The sequence below is a fragment of the Bradyrhizobium sp. SZCCHNR1017 genome (assembly GCF_032381375.1).
Lineage (GTDB): Bacteria > Pseudomonadota > Alphaproteobacteria > Rhizobiales > Xanthobacteraceae > Bradyrhizobium.
On sequence record NZ_JAUHIR010000002.1, the window covers coordinates 214,436 to 229,959 of the forward strand.

The following is a 15,524-nucleotide window of genomic DNA, read 5'->3' on the forward strand; positions in this document are numbered from 1 at the left end:
GCGTCCGCCCGCTCAGCTCTCCCCGAACACGCGCCGGAAGATCGTGTCGACGTGCTTGAGGTGATAGCCGAGGTCGAACTGCTCGTCGATCTCGGCGTCGCTCAGGTACTTCTTCACGTCGGCGTCGGCCTTGAGCAAAGTGCGGAAGTCGCCTTCGCCGCGCCACACCGGCATCGCGTTGCGCTGGACCAGCTTGTAGGAGTCCTCGCGGCTCGCCCCCTTCTGGGTCAGCGCGATCAGCACGCGCTGCGAGTGCACGAGGCCGCCGAGGCGGTCGAGGTTCTTTTCCATGTTGGCGGGATAGACCAGCAGCTTCTCGACCAGGCCGGCGAGGCGAACCAGCGCGAAGTCGAGCGTCACGGTGGCGTCGGGGCCGATCATGCGCTCGACCGAGGAGTGCGAGATGTCGCGCTCATGCCAGAGCACGACGTTCTCCATCGCGGGCGTCACATAGGCACGCACCATGCGGGCGAGGCCGGTGAGGTTCTCCGACAGCACCGGGTTGCGCTTGTGCGGCATCGCCGACGAGCCCTTCTGCCCCTCGGAGAAGAACTCCTCGGCTTCCAGCACCTCGGTGCGCTGCAGGTGGCGGACTTCGGTCGCAAAGCGTTCGACCGAGGAGGCGATCACGCCGAGGGTCGCAAAGAACATCGCGTGGCGGTCGCGCGGAATCACCTGGGTCGAGATCGGCTCGGGCGACAGGCCCATCGCCTTGGCGACGTGCTCTTCCACGCGCGGATCGATCTGGGCGAAGGTGCCGACGGCGCCGGAAATCGCGCAGGTCGCGACTTCCTTCCGCGCGGCGACCAGGCGCGCGCGCGCGCGGGAGAATTCGGCATAGGCATAAGCGAGCTTGAGGCCGAACGTCACCGGCTCGGCGTGGATGCCGTGCGAGCGGCCGATGGTCGGCGTCATCTTGTGCTCGAAGGCGCGTGTCTTCAGCGCCGCAAGCACGCGGTCGAGATCGGCGAGCAGCAGGTCGGCGGAGCGGGTGAGCTGGACGTTGAGGCAGGTGTCGAGCACGTCCGATGACGTCATGCCCTGGTGCACGAAGCGCGCCTCGGGACCGACGATCTCGGCGAGATGGGTCAGGAAGGCGATGACGTCGTGCTTGGTCTCGCGCTCGATCTCATCGATGCGGGCGACGTCGAAGGTGGCGTCCTTGGCCTTGGCCCAGATCGTCTTGGCGGCCTCCTTGGGGATCACGCCGAGCTCCGCCAGCGCGTCCGCCGCATGCGCCTCGATCTCGAACCAGATCTTGAACCGGGTCTGCGGCTCCCAGATCGAGGCCATTTCGGGACGGGAATAGCGGGGGATCATCGACGGCGCTCCGAGGCGGGAGGGAAGGTGGGCGGGACCAAGCGTCCGCGCCGGCATTTTACGCCGCGCTTTACCAGAGTGGCCGGATCGACACAAACGGCGGTCTTTCCGGCCGCTCGGCATGCCGTTTCCGGATCATAATACCATTTTCAAAAAATCGCGCTGACAGATATTGAAATCTGTCAGCGCGATGGTGTATGTCGACCCTGCCATCTTGCTTAAGACCAACTTCCACTGTCTGACCTTGGGTTCAGCGGTTTCAACTGCGAAGGACCGCTTCGATGAAGATTGAAAAGCGATTGTTGCACTCACAATTTCAGGACTGGCTGAATCTCCAGGTCGCGCGTCACCTGGAGGCCCAGGCCACCAGGTTTCGCGCGCCATCGTCCGCCGACCAGGCTGAGACGATCCAGATCAAGGCGAATACGTCCGACGCCGATATGGTGCACGCATGAATGAGGCCGTGGTTCTGACATCCGAGCGCATCCTCGAAGTTACCGAGGACGTGTTGCGCCGTTATGGGCTCGCCAAAGCGACGGTCGTCGACGTCGCGAGAGCGCTCGATGTCAGCCACGGCTCCGTCTACCGTCACTTTCCGAGCAAGGCGTCGCTGCGCGAGGCGGTTGCCAAGCGCTGGCTCGAGCGGGTCAGCGCGCCGCTGGCGCAGATCGCGGCCGAGCCGGGACCGGCGCCGGCGAAGCTGGAGCGCTGGCTGCGCGAGCTGTTCGGCGCCAAGCAGAAACGGGTCTGTGAAGATCCGGAGATGTTCGCGACCTATCTCACCCTGGCGCGCGAGGCGTGCTCGGTGGTCAAGGCGCACAAGCAGAACCTGATCGCCCAGGTCGAGGGCATGATCGCTGAGGGGGTCGCGCAGGGGACGTTCGATGTCGCTGATCCCAAGACCGCGGCCGCGGCGATCTTCGACGCGACCCGAAGCTTCCATCATCCCGCCCACGCTGACGAATGGGGCGAATGCACCTGCTCGGCCCGCGTCGATGCCGTGCTGACCCTGCTGCTCCGTGGACTTCAGGCGCGCTAGGCGCGCGTTCATCCGGGCTACAAATCCGTCAGCCCGCTGGTCACCGCCAGCCGCACCAGCTGCGCATCCGTCTGCAGTCCCGTCTTGGCCTTCACCAGATAATGATAGTTCTGCACCGTCTTGACGCTGAGGTGCAGGTTCGTGGCGATCTGCTCGGTGGTCAGGCCCGACGCGAACTGGCGCAGGATTTCGATCTCACGCTCGCCGAGCCGGTCGAGCACGGTCTGCTGCGGATCGAGACTGTCGGCGGCCAGCACATGGGCGACGTCGTCGCTGAGCGCGCGCTCCCCGCTGATCACCATGCGGATGGCACGGACCAGCGCCGACGGCTCGCTGCTCTTGGTGACGAAGCCGCTCGCGCCGGCGGCGAACGCCGCCTTCACCAACGGCGCCTCGCCATGCATCGAGAACACGAGGATGCAGGCGCGATTGTCGCGAGCGCGGATGTTGCGGATCGCCTCCAGCCCGCTGGCGCCCTTCATCGAGATGTCGAGCACGACCACGTCGGGCGCATGCGCCTTGAACGCGGCATAGGCCGCCGCGGCGCTGTCGGCCTCGGCGATGACTCGAAACCCGTCCTGGCTCTCCAGCACGCGGCGATAGCCTTGCCGGACCACCGGGTGGTCGTCGACCAGCAGGATCGAAATGCCTGTGCGCTCGGGCATCCCGGTTGTCTCAGGCGGCCAGTGGAATTGTCGCGGAGACGCTGAGCCCGCGCGCGGCCGGTCCGATCGACAGCGAGCCGCCGACCGCGGCGATGCGCTCGCGGATTCCGGTCAGGCCGAAGCCGCTCGATTGCGCCAGCAGTGTCGCATCGCCGCCGCCGTCGTCCTCGACTGAAATCAGCAGCGCACTGTCGGGCCCGGAGCGCCGCTCGACCCGCAACGACACCTCGCTCGCACTGGTGTGGCGCAGGGCGTTGGTCAGGCACTCCTGCGCCATCCGGTAGGCGGTGACCGCGACCGGGCCCTGGATGTCGGCGAGATCACCGTGGAGGTCGAGCCGGATCGCCGGTCGCGCGGCGTGCTGATAGTTCTCGGTCAGCGCGATCAGGCCTGCGGCGAGGCCGAGCTCCTCGGTGAGCGGACGGCGCAGTCGGCTCAAGGTGCCGCGCAGGCACGCCATCAGATGGCTGACGGATCGCGTGATCATGCGTGCGTCCTGGGCGATCTGATCGTTGCGGCCGTTGCCGGCGCTCTCGATCGTCGAGGCAAAAGCGAGGATCGCAGTGAGGTTCTGCCCGAACTCGTCGTGCAGCTCGCGGGCGAGCGCCCGCCGCTCCTCGTCGCGGATGTCGAGCAGGCGCTCGGTCAGCGCGGCGCGCTGCTCGTTGGCCTGCGCCAGCCGGTCGCCGAGCTCGCCGACGGCGCGGCCGATCATCGCGAGCTCCATCGAGCGGAAGCGCGGCAGTGAGGGGCGGTGGTCGCCCTCGGCCATCCGCTGCAGCGCCGAGACGATGCTGCGCGCCGGCGCCAGCGCATGGGCGATCGCCAGCGAGGCCAGTACGCCGATCGCGACCGCCATCGCCAGCGCCACGCCAAAGCTGTCCTGGATGCGCAGCCAGGCGAGCTGGATCGCCGCATCGGGATCGGCGATCGCCGAGACGGTTCCCGCCGTGGTGGCGCGCGCGCTGATCGGCTGCGCGACCGCCGCGTGATCGCCGAGGATGGCTTCCACGGCGCTTGAGAACCAGCGCGGCGGCGCGGCGCCGAGGCCCTTGCTCTGGCCGCACAGCGGCTTCTCGAACGCCGCCTCCGGCTTGAACTGTACGCAGATGCCGGGCGCGATCAGCTTCATGGTCTCGGTCGTGCGCCAGTCGGGCAGCGGCAGCAGCCGCTCGCGCGATCGGTTGCCGCGCAGCAGCAGCTCGCGCCAGTACAGCGCCTCCAGCGCCTGCGAGACCCGGTCGGCCGATGCCGCGGTGGCGCGGTCGACGCTGCGATAGGCGTCGACGGTGACCCATACGGCCGCGGCGGCCAGACACAGCAGCACGATCAGCGCAAGGCGCGCAATGAGCTGGAGCACGAGACGCATGCGATCCTCTCCACGGCTTTTGCCGCAGCGTAACAATGGGCTGGTGCTCCGCCAAGCAAATGCACTGCAGCAAGCGGCAGGTTGGGAAATTTTCCCGAGAGCCTCGAGGCAGATGTCTTTGGACGCTGTTCCGCTGCTCTGCTTAACTCGTCTGCGAAGCGCCGAACGAAACGGCGCGCATCGGGAGTTCATGCATGAGCGTGGTCAGCAGTGCCGAACGAGTGGAACCTGCGCGCGACGCAGCCGAGCGCGGGCCGCTGCTGCTCTGGATGATCTTCACCGGCCTCACGATATTCGCCGCCGTGGTGCTCGCCCGCTACGGCTATTTCCACCTGATGGTCGCCTCCGACCGCACCTACATCTCCAGCGTCATCGCCGTGCTCTACGTCGCCACGTGCTGCCATTGCTTCTGGCGCACCAGAGCGATCGCGCGCGAGGCGGATGCGGCGCGGCGCTGCCGCGCCGTGCTGATCGGGCCCGATGCGGCGCGCGCGCTCGAACCTGATGCGCAGTTGCTTCCCAAAGGGCTGGTCACCAACCACATCCGCAGCCTCGTCACCAAGGCGCGGACGCAAGGGGCAGGGCGGCTCGACCAGACGCTGCTGCTGCGGACGCTCGCCGACCGCCTGCGCGGCTCCAACGGCTTCGGCGGCTTCGCATCGGACACGCTGATGAAGCTCGGCCTGCTCGGCACCATCATCGGCTTCATCATCATGCTGGCGCCGATTGCCGGCCTCGACGTCAACGACAAGCTGGCGATGAAATCCTCGATGGGGCTGATGAGTGACGGCATGGCGGTGGCGATGTACACGACGCTCGCCGGCCTCGTCGGCTCGATCCTGGTGCGCATCCAGTACTACATGCTGGACGCGGCGACCGGGCGCGTGTTTTCGGACGCTGTCATGCTCACCGAGACGCGGGTGACGCCGCGGCTCGAGCGCGCGATGGATCGCGCGCCGGAGCAGGGCGCATGATGGACGATTTCGGGCTCTATCCGCGCGAGGAGCAGTTCGACCCGTTCAGCGTCATGCTATTCAAGGCGCTGCAGATCGTCGCGTTCTTCTTCTTCATCGCGGTGCTCGCGATCTCGCCGGACGCCAAGGACGGCAAGGTCGACTCGAAGGCCGAGTTCCTGATCACGATGGACTGGCCGGATAACCATCCCGACGATCTCGACCTGTTCGTGCAGGACCCTGTCGGCAACATCGCCTGGTACCGGCATCGCGAGGCCGGCTTCCTCACCCTCGATCGCGACGACCGCGGCGGCGCCAACGATTTCATCCTGGTCAACGGTCTGAAGATCCCGTCGCCGATCCGCGAGGAGATCGTGACCATCAGAGGCATCGTCGCCGGCGAATACACCGTCAACATCTCGCATTTCCAGAACGTCAGCGGCGCGCCGGTCGAGGCCACCGTGAAGGTGCAGAAGCTCAACCCGACCGCGCAGGTGATCTTCGACGACAAGGTCGTGCTCGACCATTCCGGCGACGAGAAGACGGCGCTGCGCTTCAAGCTCAATGCCGAGGGCAAGGTGATCGATGTGCAGCGCCGACCGAAATCGCTTTTGGAGACGTTCCGCAGCAATTGGCGCAACGGCGCCGATCTCGATCCCAAGACCGGCGTCAGGGTGATCAGGCGATGATGAGCAGTCTGCAGACCGTCATCGTCACGCTGTCCGCGTGCTACGCGCTGATCGGCGCGCTGCTCTTGCTGGTGCTGGTCTATGCAAGGCTGCCTTGGCAGGCCAAGGCGGTCGCCGTGGTCATCACCAGTGCGTTCTATGTCGGCAGCTTCGCCGGCGCCCGCGGCCTGCTCGGCTGGGCCAGCGTCGACCGGCTGCCGAGGAGCTTCAAGGTGCTGCAGGTGCGGATCGTCGATCCGCACTCCGTCGAGGGCGATCCCGGCGCGGTCTATCTGTGGGTCGAGGCGCTGGACGACGACAACCGTCCGAGCGGCGTGCCGCGCGCCTATCGTATTCCCTACAGCGACACACTTGCCGACAAGGCGCAGCACGCCGCCGACCAGATCGCGGCGGGCCATCCGCAGGGCGGCCGCGCCGCCGATTTCGGCACCGGTGATGGCGGGGTCATCGATGCCGCGCGCGAATACATTCTGCCGAAGACGATCATCGAGACCGCCGGCGGTGATCCCTCCACCGGCGAGTTCAAGGCCGCCAAGAACGCCGGCGACGGCGTCTCGTTCACGCCACTGCTGCCGCCGCGCATGCCGCCGAAGGACGAGCAGTAGGCGGCTGCGGCCGTATCCTCCCGCGCGAAGCTCGCGCGCGGGTGATGGCGAGCATCGGGACGTTCCTGGCACGGCGCCTCGAGCTCAAGGTCAACAAGGTCAAGAGCGCGGTCGCCAGACCGAACCACCGCAAGTTCCTGGGCTTCGGCTTTACCCAGGGAAGAAAGCCGCACCGGCGCATCGCAGGGGACCTGCAACGCTGACATTCCGCATCTCTCCGCCTATCTTGTTTGATGTTCCTCAAGTCTCGTGTGGCCACGGCCGCTAGCCTTGAGAACCGGAGGACACGGGTTGCTGCTGGCGATTTTCACCGATATCCATGCCAATCGGCAGGCCTTCGCGGCCTGCCTGGAGGCGGCGCGTGCGCGTGGCGCGGATCGTCTCATCTGTCTCGGCGACATCGTCGGCTATGGCGCCGATCCGGAATGGTCGGTCGACACCGTCATGGAGATCGTCGCCGAGGGCGGGCTGGCGGTGCGCGGCAATCACGACAATGCCGTTTCGACGGCGAGCGAGAGCATGAATGCCGAGGCGCAGGCGGCGATGGAGTGGACGCGCGGGCGGCTCAGCGCCGAGCAGCGCCGCTTTCTCGCCGAGCTGCCGATGAGTATCGGTGACGACGACCGGTTGTTCGTGCATGCGGAGGCGTCCAGCCCGCCGCGCTGGCGCTATGTGCAGTCGTCGGCCGACGCCGCGCGCAGCATGATCGCGACCGAGGCGCAGGTGACGTTCTGCGGCCACATCCACCGTCCGGCGCTGTACTCGATGTCCGCCACCGCGAAGATGACGAGCTTCACCCCGACCGCCAACATGCCCATTCAGCTGTTGCGCGGCCGGCAATGGCTGGCCGTGGTCGGCTCGGTCGGCCAGCCGCGCGACGGTGATCCGGCCGCGTCGTTCGTGACCTTCGACACCAGGACCCGCGAGCTGACCTATTGCCGCGTGCCCTATGACGTCGAGGCGGCGGCGCAGCGCATTCGCGACAACGGCCTGCCGCCCTGGCTGGCGCAGCGGCTCTCGATGGGGCGCTAGAGCATGACGAAATCAAGGCTCAAGCCGGGCGTCGTGATCGACGGCTTCACGGTGGGTGAATGCGTGCATTCCGGCGGCATGGCGACGTTGTGGAGCGTCACCCATCCGGACATCGACCGGCCCATCCTGATGAAGGTGCCGCGCGTCTCCGAGGGCGAGGATCCTGCGGCGATCGTCAGCTTCGAGATGGAGCAGATGATTCTGCCAAAACTGTCGGGACCGCACGTGCCGGCCTGTTTCGGCACCGGCGATTTCGCCACCCAGGCCTATGTGGTGATCGAGCAGATTCCAGGCGATACGCTGTACAAGCGGCTGCCCGAGCTGCCGCTGGCTTACGAGGAGGCGCGGGTGCTGGTCGCGAAGATCGCGACCGCGCTCGCCGATATTCACCGGCAGCACGTCATCCATCACGACATCAAGCCCTCCAGCATCATGTTCCGGCCGACGGGGGAGGCGGTGCTGATCGACTACGGCCTGTCCTGCCACAAGCACTTGCCGGATCTCTTGCAGGAGGAGTTCCGCCTGCCTTACGGCACCGCGCCCTACATGGCGCCGGAGCGCATGATGGGCACGCGTAGCGATCCGCGCAGCGACATCTTTTCGCTCGGCGTGCTGCTCTACTTCTTCACCACCGGCGTGCGGCCGTTCGGCGAGACCGAGACCCTGCGCGGCATGCGCCGGCGGCTGTGGCGCGATCCCTATCCACCGCGACAGCTGAAGCCGGACTATCCGCCGTGGCTGCAGGAGATCGTGCTGCGCTGCCTGGAGATCGAGCCGGTGTGGCGCTATCCGACCGCGGCGCAGCTCGCCTTCGATCTCGGCCATCCCGACCAGGTCAAGCTGACGGCGCGTGCGGAGAAGGTCAAGCGCGACCCGATCACGGCCGTGTGGCGCCGCCGCTTCAACCGCGGCCTGGTGCAGCCGGAACAGAAAACATCCGACGTCGCGGTGCAGATCGCCTCCAGCCCGATCGTGGCGGTCGCGATCGACACCGTGGAAGGCGGCGAGGAGCTCAACGGCGCGCTGCGGCTGACCGCGCAGCGCATCCTCGCCACTTTGCCCGCGGCTCGGCTCGCCTGCGTCAACGTGCTGAAGCTCGGGCGTCTCACCATCGACCGCACCCTGGACGAGGAGGGCAACAACAAGCACATCGACCGCATGGTCGCGCTGAAGCACTGGGCGACGCCGCTCAAGCTCGACACGAGCCGGCTGACGGTGCACGTGCTGGAGGCGGTCGATCCGGCGGCCTCCATCATCGAATTCGCCGAGGCCAACCAGGTCGACCACATCATCATCGGCGCCCGCCGCGATTCCGTGCTGCGCTCGCTGCTCGGCAGCGTCTCGGCGAAGGTCGCCGCGGAGGCGGGGTGTACGGTGACCGTGGTGCGGACACGGCTCGCGGCACGGGAAGCCGAGGGCGACGATGATGATGCGCCGGCAAGGGTCGTGTCGGGGGAATGATGGACATGCGATGAAGATCCACGGCGCCTCCAAGCACGACAGTCAGAACGGCATGCACAGGCTGAAAAGTGAGGCGCGGCTGCGGTTGCGTTTCGAAAGTTCCCCCTCCAAAGTGATCCGGCGCGTGCGGAACGTGTCGGTTTTTTTCTGAGGGGGGACGATCAATGGCGGCAACGGATGTGAGCATGGCGGGGACAGCCGCGCCGAAGCGAGGCCTGTTCGGCTCGCTCTTCTTTCAGGTCGTGGCTGCGCTCGTGCTCGGCATCCTGATCGGCGTCTTCGCGCCCGAGACCGCCCAGGGGCTCAAATTCTTCAGCGACGCTTTCCTGCGTCTGATCGCCATGGTGGTCGCGCCGATCGTGTTCTGCGTCGTCGTGCACGGCATTGCGAGCGCCGGCGATCTCAGGAAGGTCGGCCGCGTCGGCGTCAAGTCGCTGGTCTATTTCGAGGGCATGACCACGATCGCGCTGGCCTTCGGCCTCGTGCTGGCGCTGGTCTTCAGCCCCGGCCACGGCATGAACATCGACGTCTCCAAGCTCGACGCCAAGCAGCTCGCGAGCTTCGCCGACAACGCCCACAAGCTGCAGGGCGGCGGCTTCGGCGGCTTCATCCTCAACATCATTCCGCCGACGGCGTTCGACGCCTTTGCCCGCAACGACGTGCTGCAGGTGCTGTTCTTCGCGGTGATCTTCGGCGTCAGCCTGGCGCTGGTCGGCGAGCCCGGCAAGCCCGTGGTCGACCTGATCGAGTCCGTCGCCAAGGTGCTGTTCAAGGCGATGGGGCTGATCGTGCGCGTCGCGCCGCTCGGCGTGCTCGGCGCCATCGGCTTCACCGTCGGCAAATATGGCGTCGGCTCGCTCAAGCAGCTCTTGGCGCTGGTCGTGCTGTTCTACGTCTCGGTGGCGCTGTTCGTCGTGACCGCGCTTGGCCTCGTGATGCGCATGGCCGGCCTCAGCCTGTTCAAGTTCCTGCGCTATTTGAAGGAGGAGCTGCTGATCGTGCTGGCGACGGCGTCGTCCGACTCCGTGCTGCCGCAGATCATGCGCAAGCTCGAGGCGATGGGCGTCAAGCAGGAGGTCGTCGGCCTGGTCATCCCGACCGGCTATTCCTTCAACCTCGATGCGTTCTCGATCTACCTGACGCTCGCCGTCGTCTTCATCGCCCAGGCCACCAACACGCCGCTGTCGGTCAGCGACCTGCTGCTGGTGCTCGGCGTGTCGCTGGTCACGTCCAAGGGCGCCCATGGCGTGCCCGGCTCGGCCATCGTCATCCTGGCCGCAACGCTCGGCGCCGTGCCGGCTATCCCCGCCATCGGTCTGGTGCTGGTGCTGTCCGTCGACTGGTTCGTCGGCATCGCGCGCGCCGTCGGCAACCTGATCGGCAACTGCGTCGCCACCGTCGTCGTCGCCGCCTGGGAGGACGACCTCGACCATGCCAAGGCGAAGGCCGTGCTCGACCGCGGCACGGCGGAAGAGGTGGAGTATCAGGGGGCGTGAGGGAGGATCACTAGGGGGAGAATGAGGGAGCGAGTACGGCGTGGATTGGTCGATCGCGCGATCGAGCCGGTGTTCGAGGCCGATGAGGAGAAGCTCTTCGTCGGCGGTTGCGGCCGAAGATTCGACGAGCGCATCAGGTGGCAGTCTTGCGATAGCCGATGTCGTGGCCGCATTCATAGCGGCCGCTCGGATCATGATTGCGCAATTCGTAGACCCGCTGCCATGTGCTCTCCCACGCGCCTTCGGCGGTCAGACAGGTCCGGGTTCCGTCAGCATCGATGTTGATCACCTTCCAGATTAGAAGCGCCACGCAGGCGAAAGAATCGAAAAATGCATCCAGAAACGAGGTGAACCAGCCGGAGTCCATGCCCATATGGCGGAACTCCGGTTCGTGCGCAGAACTCACCAGGCCCCAGGGGCAGCCCGGTCCGAAGCCGTGCTCACAATAGGCGATCTCGGCACCGGATTGTGCATCGCGAAGCACGAACCAGCAGGGATATTGCTCCCCCGGTTGGCCATAGTCCCAATCGCGCAGCACCATGTGAGGTGCGACGAGCATGCCGCGGATATGCGAGAGCACACGCTTGTCGGACAGCTCAGCCAATTCCCCTTCGATCAAGCTCTCCAGGCGTTCGGGAACGGTCGACATCAGCCGTGTATCCAGGACTCATTCAGCGGATGCTGCTGGCCTTCACCTGAACGGCCGCAGCTTCATGTGCCGGTTGGCGTCCTTGTAGAGCAGGTAGCGGAAGCGGCCGGGGCCACCGGCGTAGCAGGCCTGCGGGCAGAAGGCGCGCAGCCACATGAAGTCGCCGGCCTCGACCTCGACCCAGTCGCGGTTGAGCTTGTAGACCGCCTTTCCCTCGAGCACATAGAGCCCGTGCTCCATCACATGCGTCTCCAGGAACGGGATCACGGCGCCGGGCTCGAAGGTGACGATGTTGACGTGCATGTCGTGGCGAACGTCGAGCGGATCGACGAAGCGCGTGGTGGCCCAGCGGCCCTGCGTCTCCGGCATCGCGGCAGGGGCGATCGTCGCCTCGTTGGTGACGAAGGCCTCGGGCACGGCGATGCCGGGAACGGCCTCATAGGCCTTGCGGATCCAGTGGAAGGTCGCGGGCGCCTGGCTGTCGTTGCGCATCGTCCACTTGCAGGACGGCGGCAGGAAGGCGTAGCCGCCATGGCCCAGGCGATGCTCTTTGCCGGCGATGGTGAGCATGATCTCGCCTGACACCACGAACAGCACGCCCTCGGCCTCCGGATCCGGCTCGGGCTGGGCGCTGCCGCCGCCGGGCGAGACCTCGACGATGTATTGCGAGAACGTTTCCGAGAAGCCGGAGAGGGGACGCGCGATCACCCAGGTTCGCGTCTTGTCCCAGAACGGCAGCGCCGAGGTGACGATGTCGCGCATCACGCCCTTCGGGATGACGGCATACGCCTCGGTGAACACGGCGCGGCCGGTCAGCAGGTCGGTCTGCGGCGGGTGGCCGCCATGCGGCACGAAGTAGTTCGGCTTGTCCATCATCGTCTCTCCACGGCGCGGATGATCAACCGGCGCGCCATCGGTCATCAGGGAATGGCAAGGTAGAGCGGCTCGTCGAGCCACAGCTCCTCGAGATTGTCGGGGCTGATGCGGTCGACCACCATGAAGCGCGAGGCCTCGTCGAACACCAAGAGCGGATGATGCCAGACGTTGCGCGCGTAGTTGACGCCCTGGCGGCCGGTTGCCGTGAAGGCGTGGTAGCTCGCGGGATCGCGCGGATCGGCGCAGACCAGCACCAGCCACGGCCGGTCCTGCAACGGCATGAACAGCTGGCTGCCGAGCGGGTGCCGCTCCATCAGCTTGATCTCGATCGGCAACGGCCGCGGCTTGGCCTCGAACAGGCTGATGTTCACGGCCGCGCCGCCCGATGTCACGTCGACAGCAGCGAGGCCGTTGCAGCGGCGGGCGAAGCCCTGGTTGATGTCGATGGGCTGGGCGCCATCGGTCTCGACGACGTCGCCGAAAGCAGCGAAGGCCGCTTTCGTCAGCGGCTGCGGCGTGAGCGTGTGCATCCCGTCTCGCGTGCCTCAGATCGCTTCGCCGCGCGCCAACGCGGCGGCGCTGCGGATCGCGGCGATGTTGCTGCGATAGGCTTCCATCGTGCCGCCCTTGAAGACGGCGGAGCCTGCGACGAAGGCGTTGGCGCCAGCGGCGGCGAGTGCGCCGGCATTGTCGCGGCCGACGCCGCCATCGACCTCGATATCGATCGGCCGGCCCGCGGTCATCGCGCGCAGATCCTGGATCTTGCCAATCGCCGAGGGGATGAAGGCCTGGCCGCCGAAGCCGGGATTGACCGACATGATCAGCACGAGGTCGACGAGGTCGAGCACATATTCGATGACGTTGAGCGGGGTCGACGGGTTGAGCGAGACGCCGGCCTTCTTGCCGAGCGCGCGGATTGCCTGCAGCGAGCGATGCAGATGCGGGCCGGCCTCGGCGTGGACCGTGATGTGGTCGCAGCCGGCCTTGGCGAAGGCCTCGAGATAGGGATCGCACGGCGTGATCATCAGATGCGCGTCGAAGATCTTGGTGGTGTGTGGGCGCAGCGCCTTGATGACATCCGGGCCATAGGAAATGTTCGGGACGAAATGCCCGTCCATGACGTCGAGATGGATCCAGTCGGCCCCGGCGGCATCGACGGCGCGCACCTCTTCGCCGAGCTTGGAGAAATCCGACGCCAGGATCGATGGCGCGATGACGAGCGGACGCGGCGTGAAGGACTGGGTCATGGGCGGCTGTTCCAGGACGATCGGGGATGTCGCCGTATCATGCAGGGCCGGCTGCGGCAACGCGAGCGGGAAAAATCTGCCGGGCACGGCACGATCTGCCGGGTTCAGGCCACCGTAACATCGCGAAATATCCGGACATATCAGCGGTTTGGCGCTGGCATGGGGATTGCGACGGCGGTGGGAAGATGTTCTGCCGCCGCGTGGGCGGCCTTGCGGGAGTTTCGCCATGTGGTTTGCACTGGGGGCTGCCTCGTCGGTCCTGGACAGCCTGCAGTCGCTCGGCTCGACCAAGTCGGGCTCCGGCAAGTCGGGCGGCGGTCCGTTCAGCCTCGACACCAAGGGGGCGAGCGGCTCCGGCAATTTCAGCCCGTGGTCGAGCGCGGGCGGCAGCAGCAGCTCGGGGCAGATCGCGCCGGAGACCATGAGCGCGCTGCTCGCAGCGCAGAGCCAGTCGGGCGCGTCGTCGAGCGCAAGCTCATCGACCAATCCGCTGCAGGACCTGTTCTCGCAGATCGACGGCGATGGCGATGGTCAGATCAGCAAATCGGAGTTCGAGAGCGCGCTCGGCGCCGGCGGCACCAACGTCGCCAATGCCGACAAGGTGTTCGGCAAGCTGGATACGAACGGCGACGGCAATGTCAGCCTCGACGAGCTGTCCTCGGCGCTGCAGGGCGCCAAGGGGCGACGTGGCCACCATCATCACCAGGTGGCGGGCGGGAGCGGCGGCTCGGGCACCTCATCCAGCGCGGGCGCAGATGCGCTGATGCAGGCGCTGTCGGGCGCGTCGAGCTCCTCGTCCACCAACAGCGACGGCTCGACCACGACCACCATCACCTATGCCGACGGCTCCAAGGTGACGCTGACGACGCCGGCAGCCACAACCGCGTCCAACGCTGCGACCTCGTCCTACAACATGATCGAGAAGCTGATCCAGCGGCAGTCCAACATGCTGTCGGCCTCGACGTCTTCAACGACCGCGGTCAGCGCGTAAGCTCAACTGCCGAAGCGGCCTTGCCAGGACGGCAGCGCGCCGGCGAACGGCAGCGGGCTCGCGTGATAGACGCCGCGGGCGATCGCGCGCGCCAGGACGTTGGCCGCGACCATGCCGAGCTCACTCAGCTCGACCAGCGGCTCGATCGGCCTGGTGCAGGCCGCGGCCGCGAACACGATGTCGCCGTCGAGCGGCAGATGCACCGGATAGATCGCGCGCGCCATGCCGGTCTGCGCCATCATCGCGAGCCGCTTGGCCTGCGCCTTAGTCAGGATGGCATCGGTCACGACGAGGCTGATCGTCGTGTTCTCGGAGGCCGATGCTGCCGGGCCGCCCTTGATGCGCATCGCCAGCATGTCCGGCGTGAAGGCGGCCGGCAGGCCGCGGCCGCCGAACTCGCCGTCGATCTCGTACGGTGCCGCCCAGAACCAGGGACCGTCGCCGACAGTGACGCTGCCGACCGCATTCACCACAACAATGGCCGCAACCTTGATGCCGCCTGTCGTCGTCGCCGACGCCGAGCCGAGCCCGCCCTGCAGGTTGGCCGTGGTGGCGCCGAGCCCGGCACCGACGCTGCCGAGCGCGAAGGTCGTGCTGGCCGCCGCCGCCGCCGCGTAGCCGAGCTCGCGATACGGCGCGTAGCGGCCCCAGGCCTTGTTGCCGCCGTTCAAGAGGTCGAACACGATCGCGCCGGGGACGATCGGGATCAGCGCGTCGCGCACGGCAAAGCCGCGCCCCTGTTCCGCCAGCCAGGCCTGAATGCCGCTCGCGGCCTCGAGCCCGAACGCCGAGCCTCCCGACAGGGCAATGCCGTCGACCCGTTCCACCGTATTCGCAGGATCGAGCAGCGCATCCTCGCGCACCCCGGGTCCGCCGCCACGGATGTCGATCGCGGCGACCGCCGGCTGATCGAACAGGATCGCGGTCACGCCGGAAGCGAGCGCGGCGTCATGGGCATGGCCTACGCGTACGCCGGGGATGTCGGTGAGGAGGTTCTGCACGATCGTCCCTCGCTGCAGATGATGATGCCGGATGGATAGCGCGGCCGGCGCGAGGCCTCAATGCAGGAGGGCACGCGCCTCGGCGCTGGTATGAGCGCCCCGCTTGCGTCCAGCGGGCGCGAAGGGGCAGG

18 protein-coding genes are annotated in these 15,524 nt (G+C 66.9%); 10 read left to right on the top strand and 8 right to left on the bottom strand.

Annotated features, from left to right (window positions below):
• Positions 1-12: 12 nt before the first annotated feature.
• Positions 13-1,320, bottom strand: coding sequence for an adenylosuccinate lyase (gene purB, locus QW863_RS06565; RefSeq protein WP_315714794.1), 1,308 nt, complete (start codon positions 1,318-1,320; stop codon positions 13-15).
• A gap of 281 nt (positions 1,321-1,601) precedes the next feature.
• On the opposite strand from purB, the gene QW863_RS06570 reads away from it, so the two are divergent.
• Both QW863_RS06570 and QW863_RS06575 read left to right on the top strand, forming a co-directional pair.
• A complete protein-coding gene (locus tag QW863_RS06570) occupies positions 1,602-1,775 on the top strand; it encodes a hypothetical protein (RefSeq protein WP_315714793.1) in 174 nt (57 codons plus the stop codon).
• Complete coding sequence (locus QW863_RS06575) at positions 1,772-2,359, top strand: TetR family transcriptional regulator (RefSeq protein WP_315714792.1); 588 nt, start codon at positions 1,772-1,774, stop codon at positions 2,357-2,359. Before QW863_RS06570 ends, QW863_RS06575 begins: the two co-directional genes overlap by 4 nt.
• Before the next feature lie 17 nt (positions 2,360-2,376).
• On the opposite strand, the gene QW863_RS06580 is transcribed toward QW863_RS06575, so the two are convergent.
• The gene (locus QW863_RS06580) at positions 2,377-3,024 is read right to left on the bottom strand and encodes a response regulator transcription factor (protein WP_315714791.1); all 648 of its coding nucleotides are present in this window, start codon (positions 3,022-3,024) and stop codon (positions 2,377-2,379) included.
• Between the two features lie 10 nt (positions 3,025-3,034).
• Positions 3,035-4,393 (bottom strand): histidine kinase, encoded by a 1,359-nt coding sequence (locus QW863_RS06585; RefSeq protein ID WP_315714790.1) that lies wholly within the window; start codon positions 4,391-4,393, stop codon positions 3,035-3,037.
• Positions 4,394-4,587: 194 nt separating this feature from the next.
• Here QW863_RS06585 and QW863_RS06590 point away from each other — a divergent pair, with 194 nt between their 5' ends.
• From QW863_RS06590 to QW863_RS06620, 7 genes are all read left to right on the top strand, one after another.
• Positions 4,588-5,367: a MotA/TolQ/ExbB proton channel family protein gene (locus QW863_RS06590; protein ID WP_315714789.1), complete on the top strand. Its 780-nt coding sequence runs from the start codon at positions 4,588-4,590 to the stop codon at positions 5,365-5,367.
• On the top strand, positions 5,364-6,035 hold the full coding sequence (locus QW863_RS06595; RefSeq protein ID WP_315714788.1) for a hypothetical protein: 672 nt from the start codon (positions 5,364-5,366) through the stop codon (positions 6,033-6,035). The genes QW863_RS06590 and QW863_RS06595 overlap by 4 nt, the downstream gene beginning before the upstream one ends.
• Positions 6,032-6,640, top strand: coding sequence for a hypothetical protein (locus QW863_RS06600; RefSeq protein ID WP_315714787.1), 609 nt, complete (start codon positions 6,032-6,034; stop codon positions 6,638-6,640). Before QW863_RS06595 ends, QW863_RS06600 begins: the two co-directional genes overlap by 4 nt.
• Positions 6,641-6,684: 44 nt before the next feature.
• Entirely contained in the window at positions 6,685-6,843 is a 159-nt protein-coding gene (locus tag QW863_RS06605; protein WP_315714786.1) for a hypothetical protein, read from the top strand.
• An 88-nt stretch (positions 6,844-6,931) separates the two neighbouring features.
• Complete coding sequence (locus QW863_RS06610; RefSeq protein ID WP_315714785.1) at positions 6,932-7,672, top strand: metallophosphoesterase family protein; 741 nt, start codon at positions 6,932-6,934, stop codon at positions 7,670-7,672.
• 3 nt (positions 7,673-7,675) lie between these two features.
• Positions 7,676-9,133 carry a bifunctional serine/threonine-protein kinase/universal stress protein gene (locus QW863_RS06615; RefSeq protein WP_315714784.1) on the top strand — a complete coding sequence of 486 codons (1,458 nt, stop codon included), beginning with the start codon at positions 7,676-7,678 and terminating at the stop codon, positions 9,131-9,133.
• Positions 9,134-9,297: 164 nt separating this feature from the next.
• Positions 9,298-10,629 carry a dicarboxylate/amino acid:cation symporter gene (locus QW863_RS06620; protein WP_315714783.1) on the top strand — a complete coding sequence of 444 codons (1,332 nt, stop codon included), beginning with the start codon at positions 9,298-9,300 and terminating at the stop codon, positions 10,627-10,629.
• Between the two features lie 133 nt (positions 10,630-10,762).
• Here the strand turns inward: QW863_RS06620 and QW863_RS06625 are convergent, their stop codons facing one another.
• From QW863_RS06625 to rpe, 4 genes are read right to left on the bottom strand one after another with little or no spacing between them, the layout of a single operon-like run.
• The gene (locus tag QW863_RS06625) at positions 10,763-11,278 is read right to left on the bottom strand and encodes a hypothetical protein (RefSeq protein WP_315714782.1); all 516 of its coding nucleotides are present in this window, start codon (positions 11,276-11,278) and stop codon (positions 10,763-10,765) included.
• Positions 11,279-11,320: 42 nt separating this feature from the next.
• Positions 11,321-12,151: a bifunctional allantoicase/(S)-ureidoglycine aminohydrolase gene (locus QW863_RS06630; protein ID WP_315714982.1), complete on the bottom strand. Its 831-nt coding sequence runs from the start codon at positions 12,149-12,151 to the stop codon at positions 11,321-11,323.
• Positions 12,152-12,198: 47 nt separating this feature from the next.
• Positions 12,199-12,684 (bottom strand): ureidoglycolate lyase, encoded by a 486-nt coding sequence (locus tag QW863_RS06635; RefSeq protein ID WP_315714781.1) that lies wholly within the window; start codon positions 12,682-12,684, stop codon positions 12,199-12,201.
• A gap of 15 nt (positions 12,685-12,699) precedes the next feature.
• Complete coding sequence (gene rpe / locus QW863_RS06640; RefSeq protein ID WP_315714981.1) at positions 12,700-13,401, bottom strand: ribulose-phosphate 3-epimerase; 702 nt, start codon at positions 13,399-13,401, stop codon at positions 12,700-12,702.
• Between the two features lie 226 nt (positions 13,402-13,627).
• Here rpe and QW863_RS06645 point away from each other — a divergent pair, with 226 nt between their 5' ends.
• Entirely contained in the window at positions 13,628-14,392 is a 765-nt protein-coding gene (locus QW863_RS06645) for an EF-hand domain-containing protein (protein WP_315714780.1), read from the top strand.
• Positions 14,393-14,394: 2 nt separating this feature from the next.
• Here QW863_RS06645 and QW863_RS06650 read toward each other — a convergent pair whose 3' ends face one another.
• Positions 14,395-15,393, bottom strand: coding sequence for a P1 family peptidase (locus QW863_RS06650; RefSeq protein WP_315714779.1), 999 nt, complete (start codon positions 15,391-15,393; stop codon positions 14,395-14,397).
• Between the last annotated feature and the right edge of the window lie 131 nt (positions 15,394-15,524).

Coding starts and splice junctions, on each gene's coding strand:
- QW863_RS06605 (WP_315714786.1), top strand. CDS start 6,685: ATGGCGAGCATCGGGACGTTCCTGGCACGGCGCCTCGAGCTCAAGGTC.
- QW863_RS06630 (WP_315714982.1), bottom strand. CDS start 12,151: ATGGACAAGCCGAACTACTTCGTGCCGCATGGCGGCCACCCGCCGCAG.
- QW863_RS06625 (WP_315714782.1), bottom strand. CDS start 11,278: ATGTCGACCGTTCCCGAACGCCTGGAGAGCTTGATCGAAGGGGAATTG.
- rpe (WP_315714981.1), bottom strand. CDS start 13,401: ATGACCCAGTCCTTCACGCCGCGTCCGCTCGTCATCGCGCCATCGATC.
- QW863_RS06600 (WP_315714787.1), top strand. CDS start 6,032: ATGATGAGCAGTCTGCAGACCGTCATCGTCACGCTGTCCGCGTGCTAC.
- QW863_RS06570 (WP_315714793.1), top strand. CDS start 1,602: ATGAAGATTGAAAAGCGATTGTTGCACTCACAATTTCAGGACTGGCTG.
- QW863_RS06620 (WP_315714783.1), top strand. CDS start 9,298: ATGGCGGCAACGGATGTGAGCATGGCGGGGACAGCCGCGCCGAAGCGA.
- QW863_RS06590 (WP_315714789.1), top strand. CDS start 4,588: ATGAGCGTGGTCAGCAGTGCCGAACGAGTGGAACCTGCGCGCGACGCA.
- QW863_RS06585 (WP_315714790.1), bottom strand. CDS start 4,393: ATGCGTCTCGTGCTCCAGCTCATTGCGCGCCTTGCGCTGATCGTGCTG.
- purB (WP_315714794.1), bottom strand. CDS start 1,320: ATGATCCCCCGCTATTCCCGTCCCGAAATGGCCTCGATCTGGGAGCCG.
- QW863_RS06595 (WP_315714788.1), top strand. CDS start 5,364: ATGATGGACGATTTCGGGCTCTATCCGCGCGAGGAGCAGTTCGACCCG.
- QW863_RS06635 (WP_315714781.1), bottom strand. CDS start 12,684: ATGCACACGCTCACGCCGCAGCCGCTGACGAAAGCGGCCTTCGCTGCT.
- QW863_RS06580 (WP_315714791.1), bottom strand. CDS start 3,024: ATGCCCGAGCGCACAGGCATTTCGATCCTGCTGGTCGACGACCACCCG.
- QW863_RS06645 (WP_315714780.1), top strand. CDS start 13,628: ATGTGGTTTGCACTGGGGGCTGCCTCGTCGGTCCTGGACAGCCTGCAG.
- QW863_RS06575 (WP_315714792.1), top strand. CDS start 1,772: ATGAATGAGGCCGTGGTTCTGACATCCGAGCGCATCCTCGAAGTTACC.
- QW863_RS06615 (WP_315714784.1), top strand. CDS start 7,676: ATGACGAAATCAAGGCTCAAGCCGGGCGTCGTGATCGACGGCTTCACG.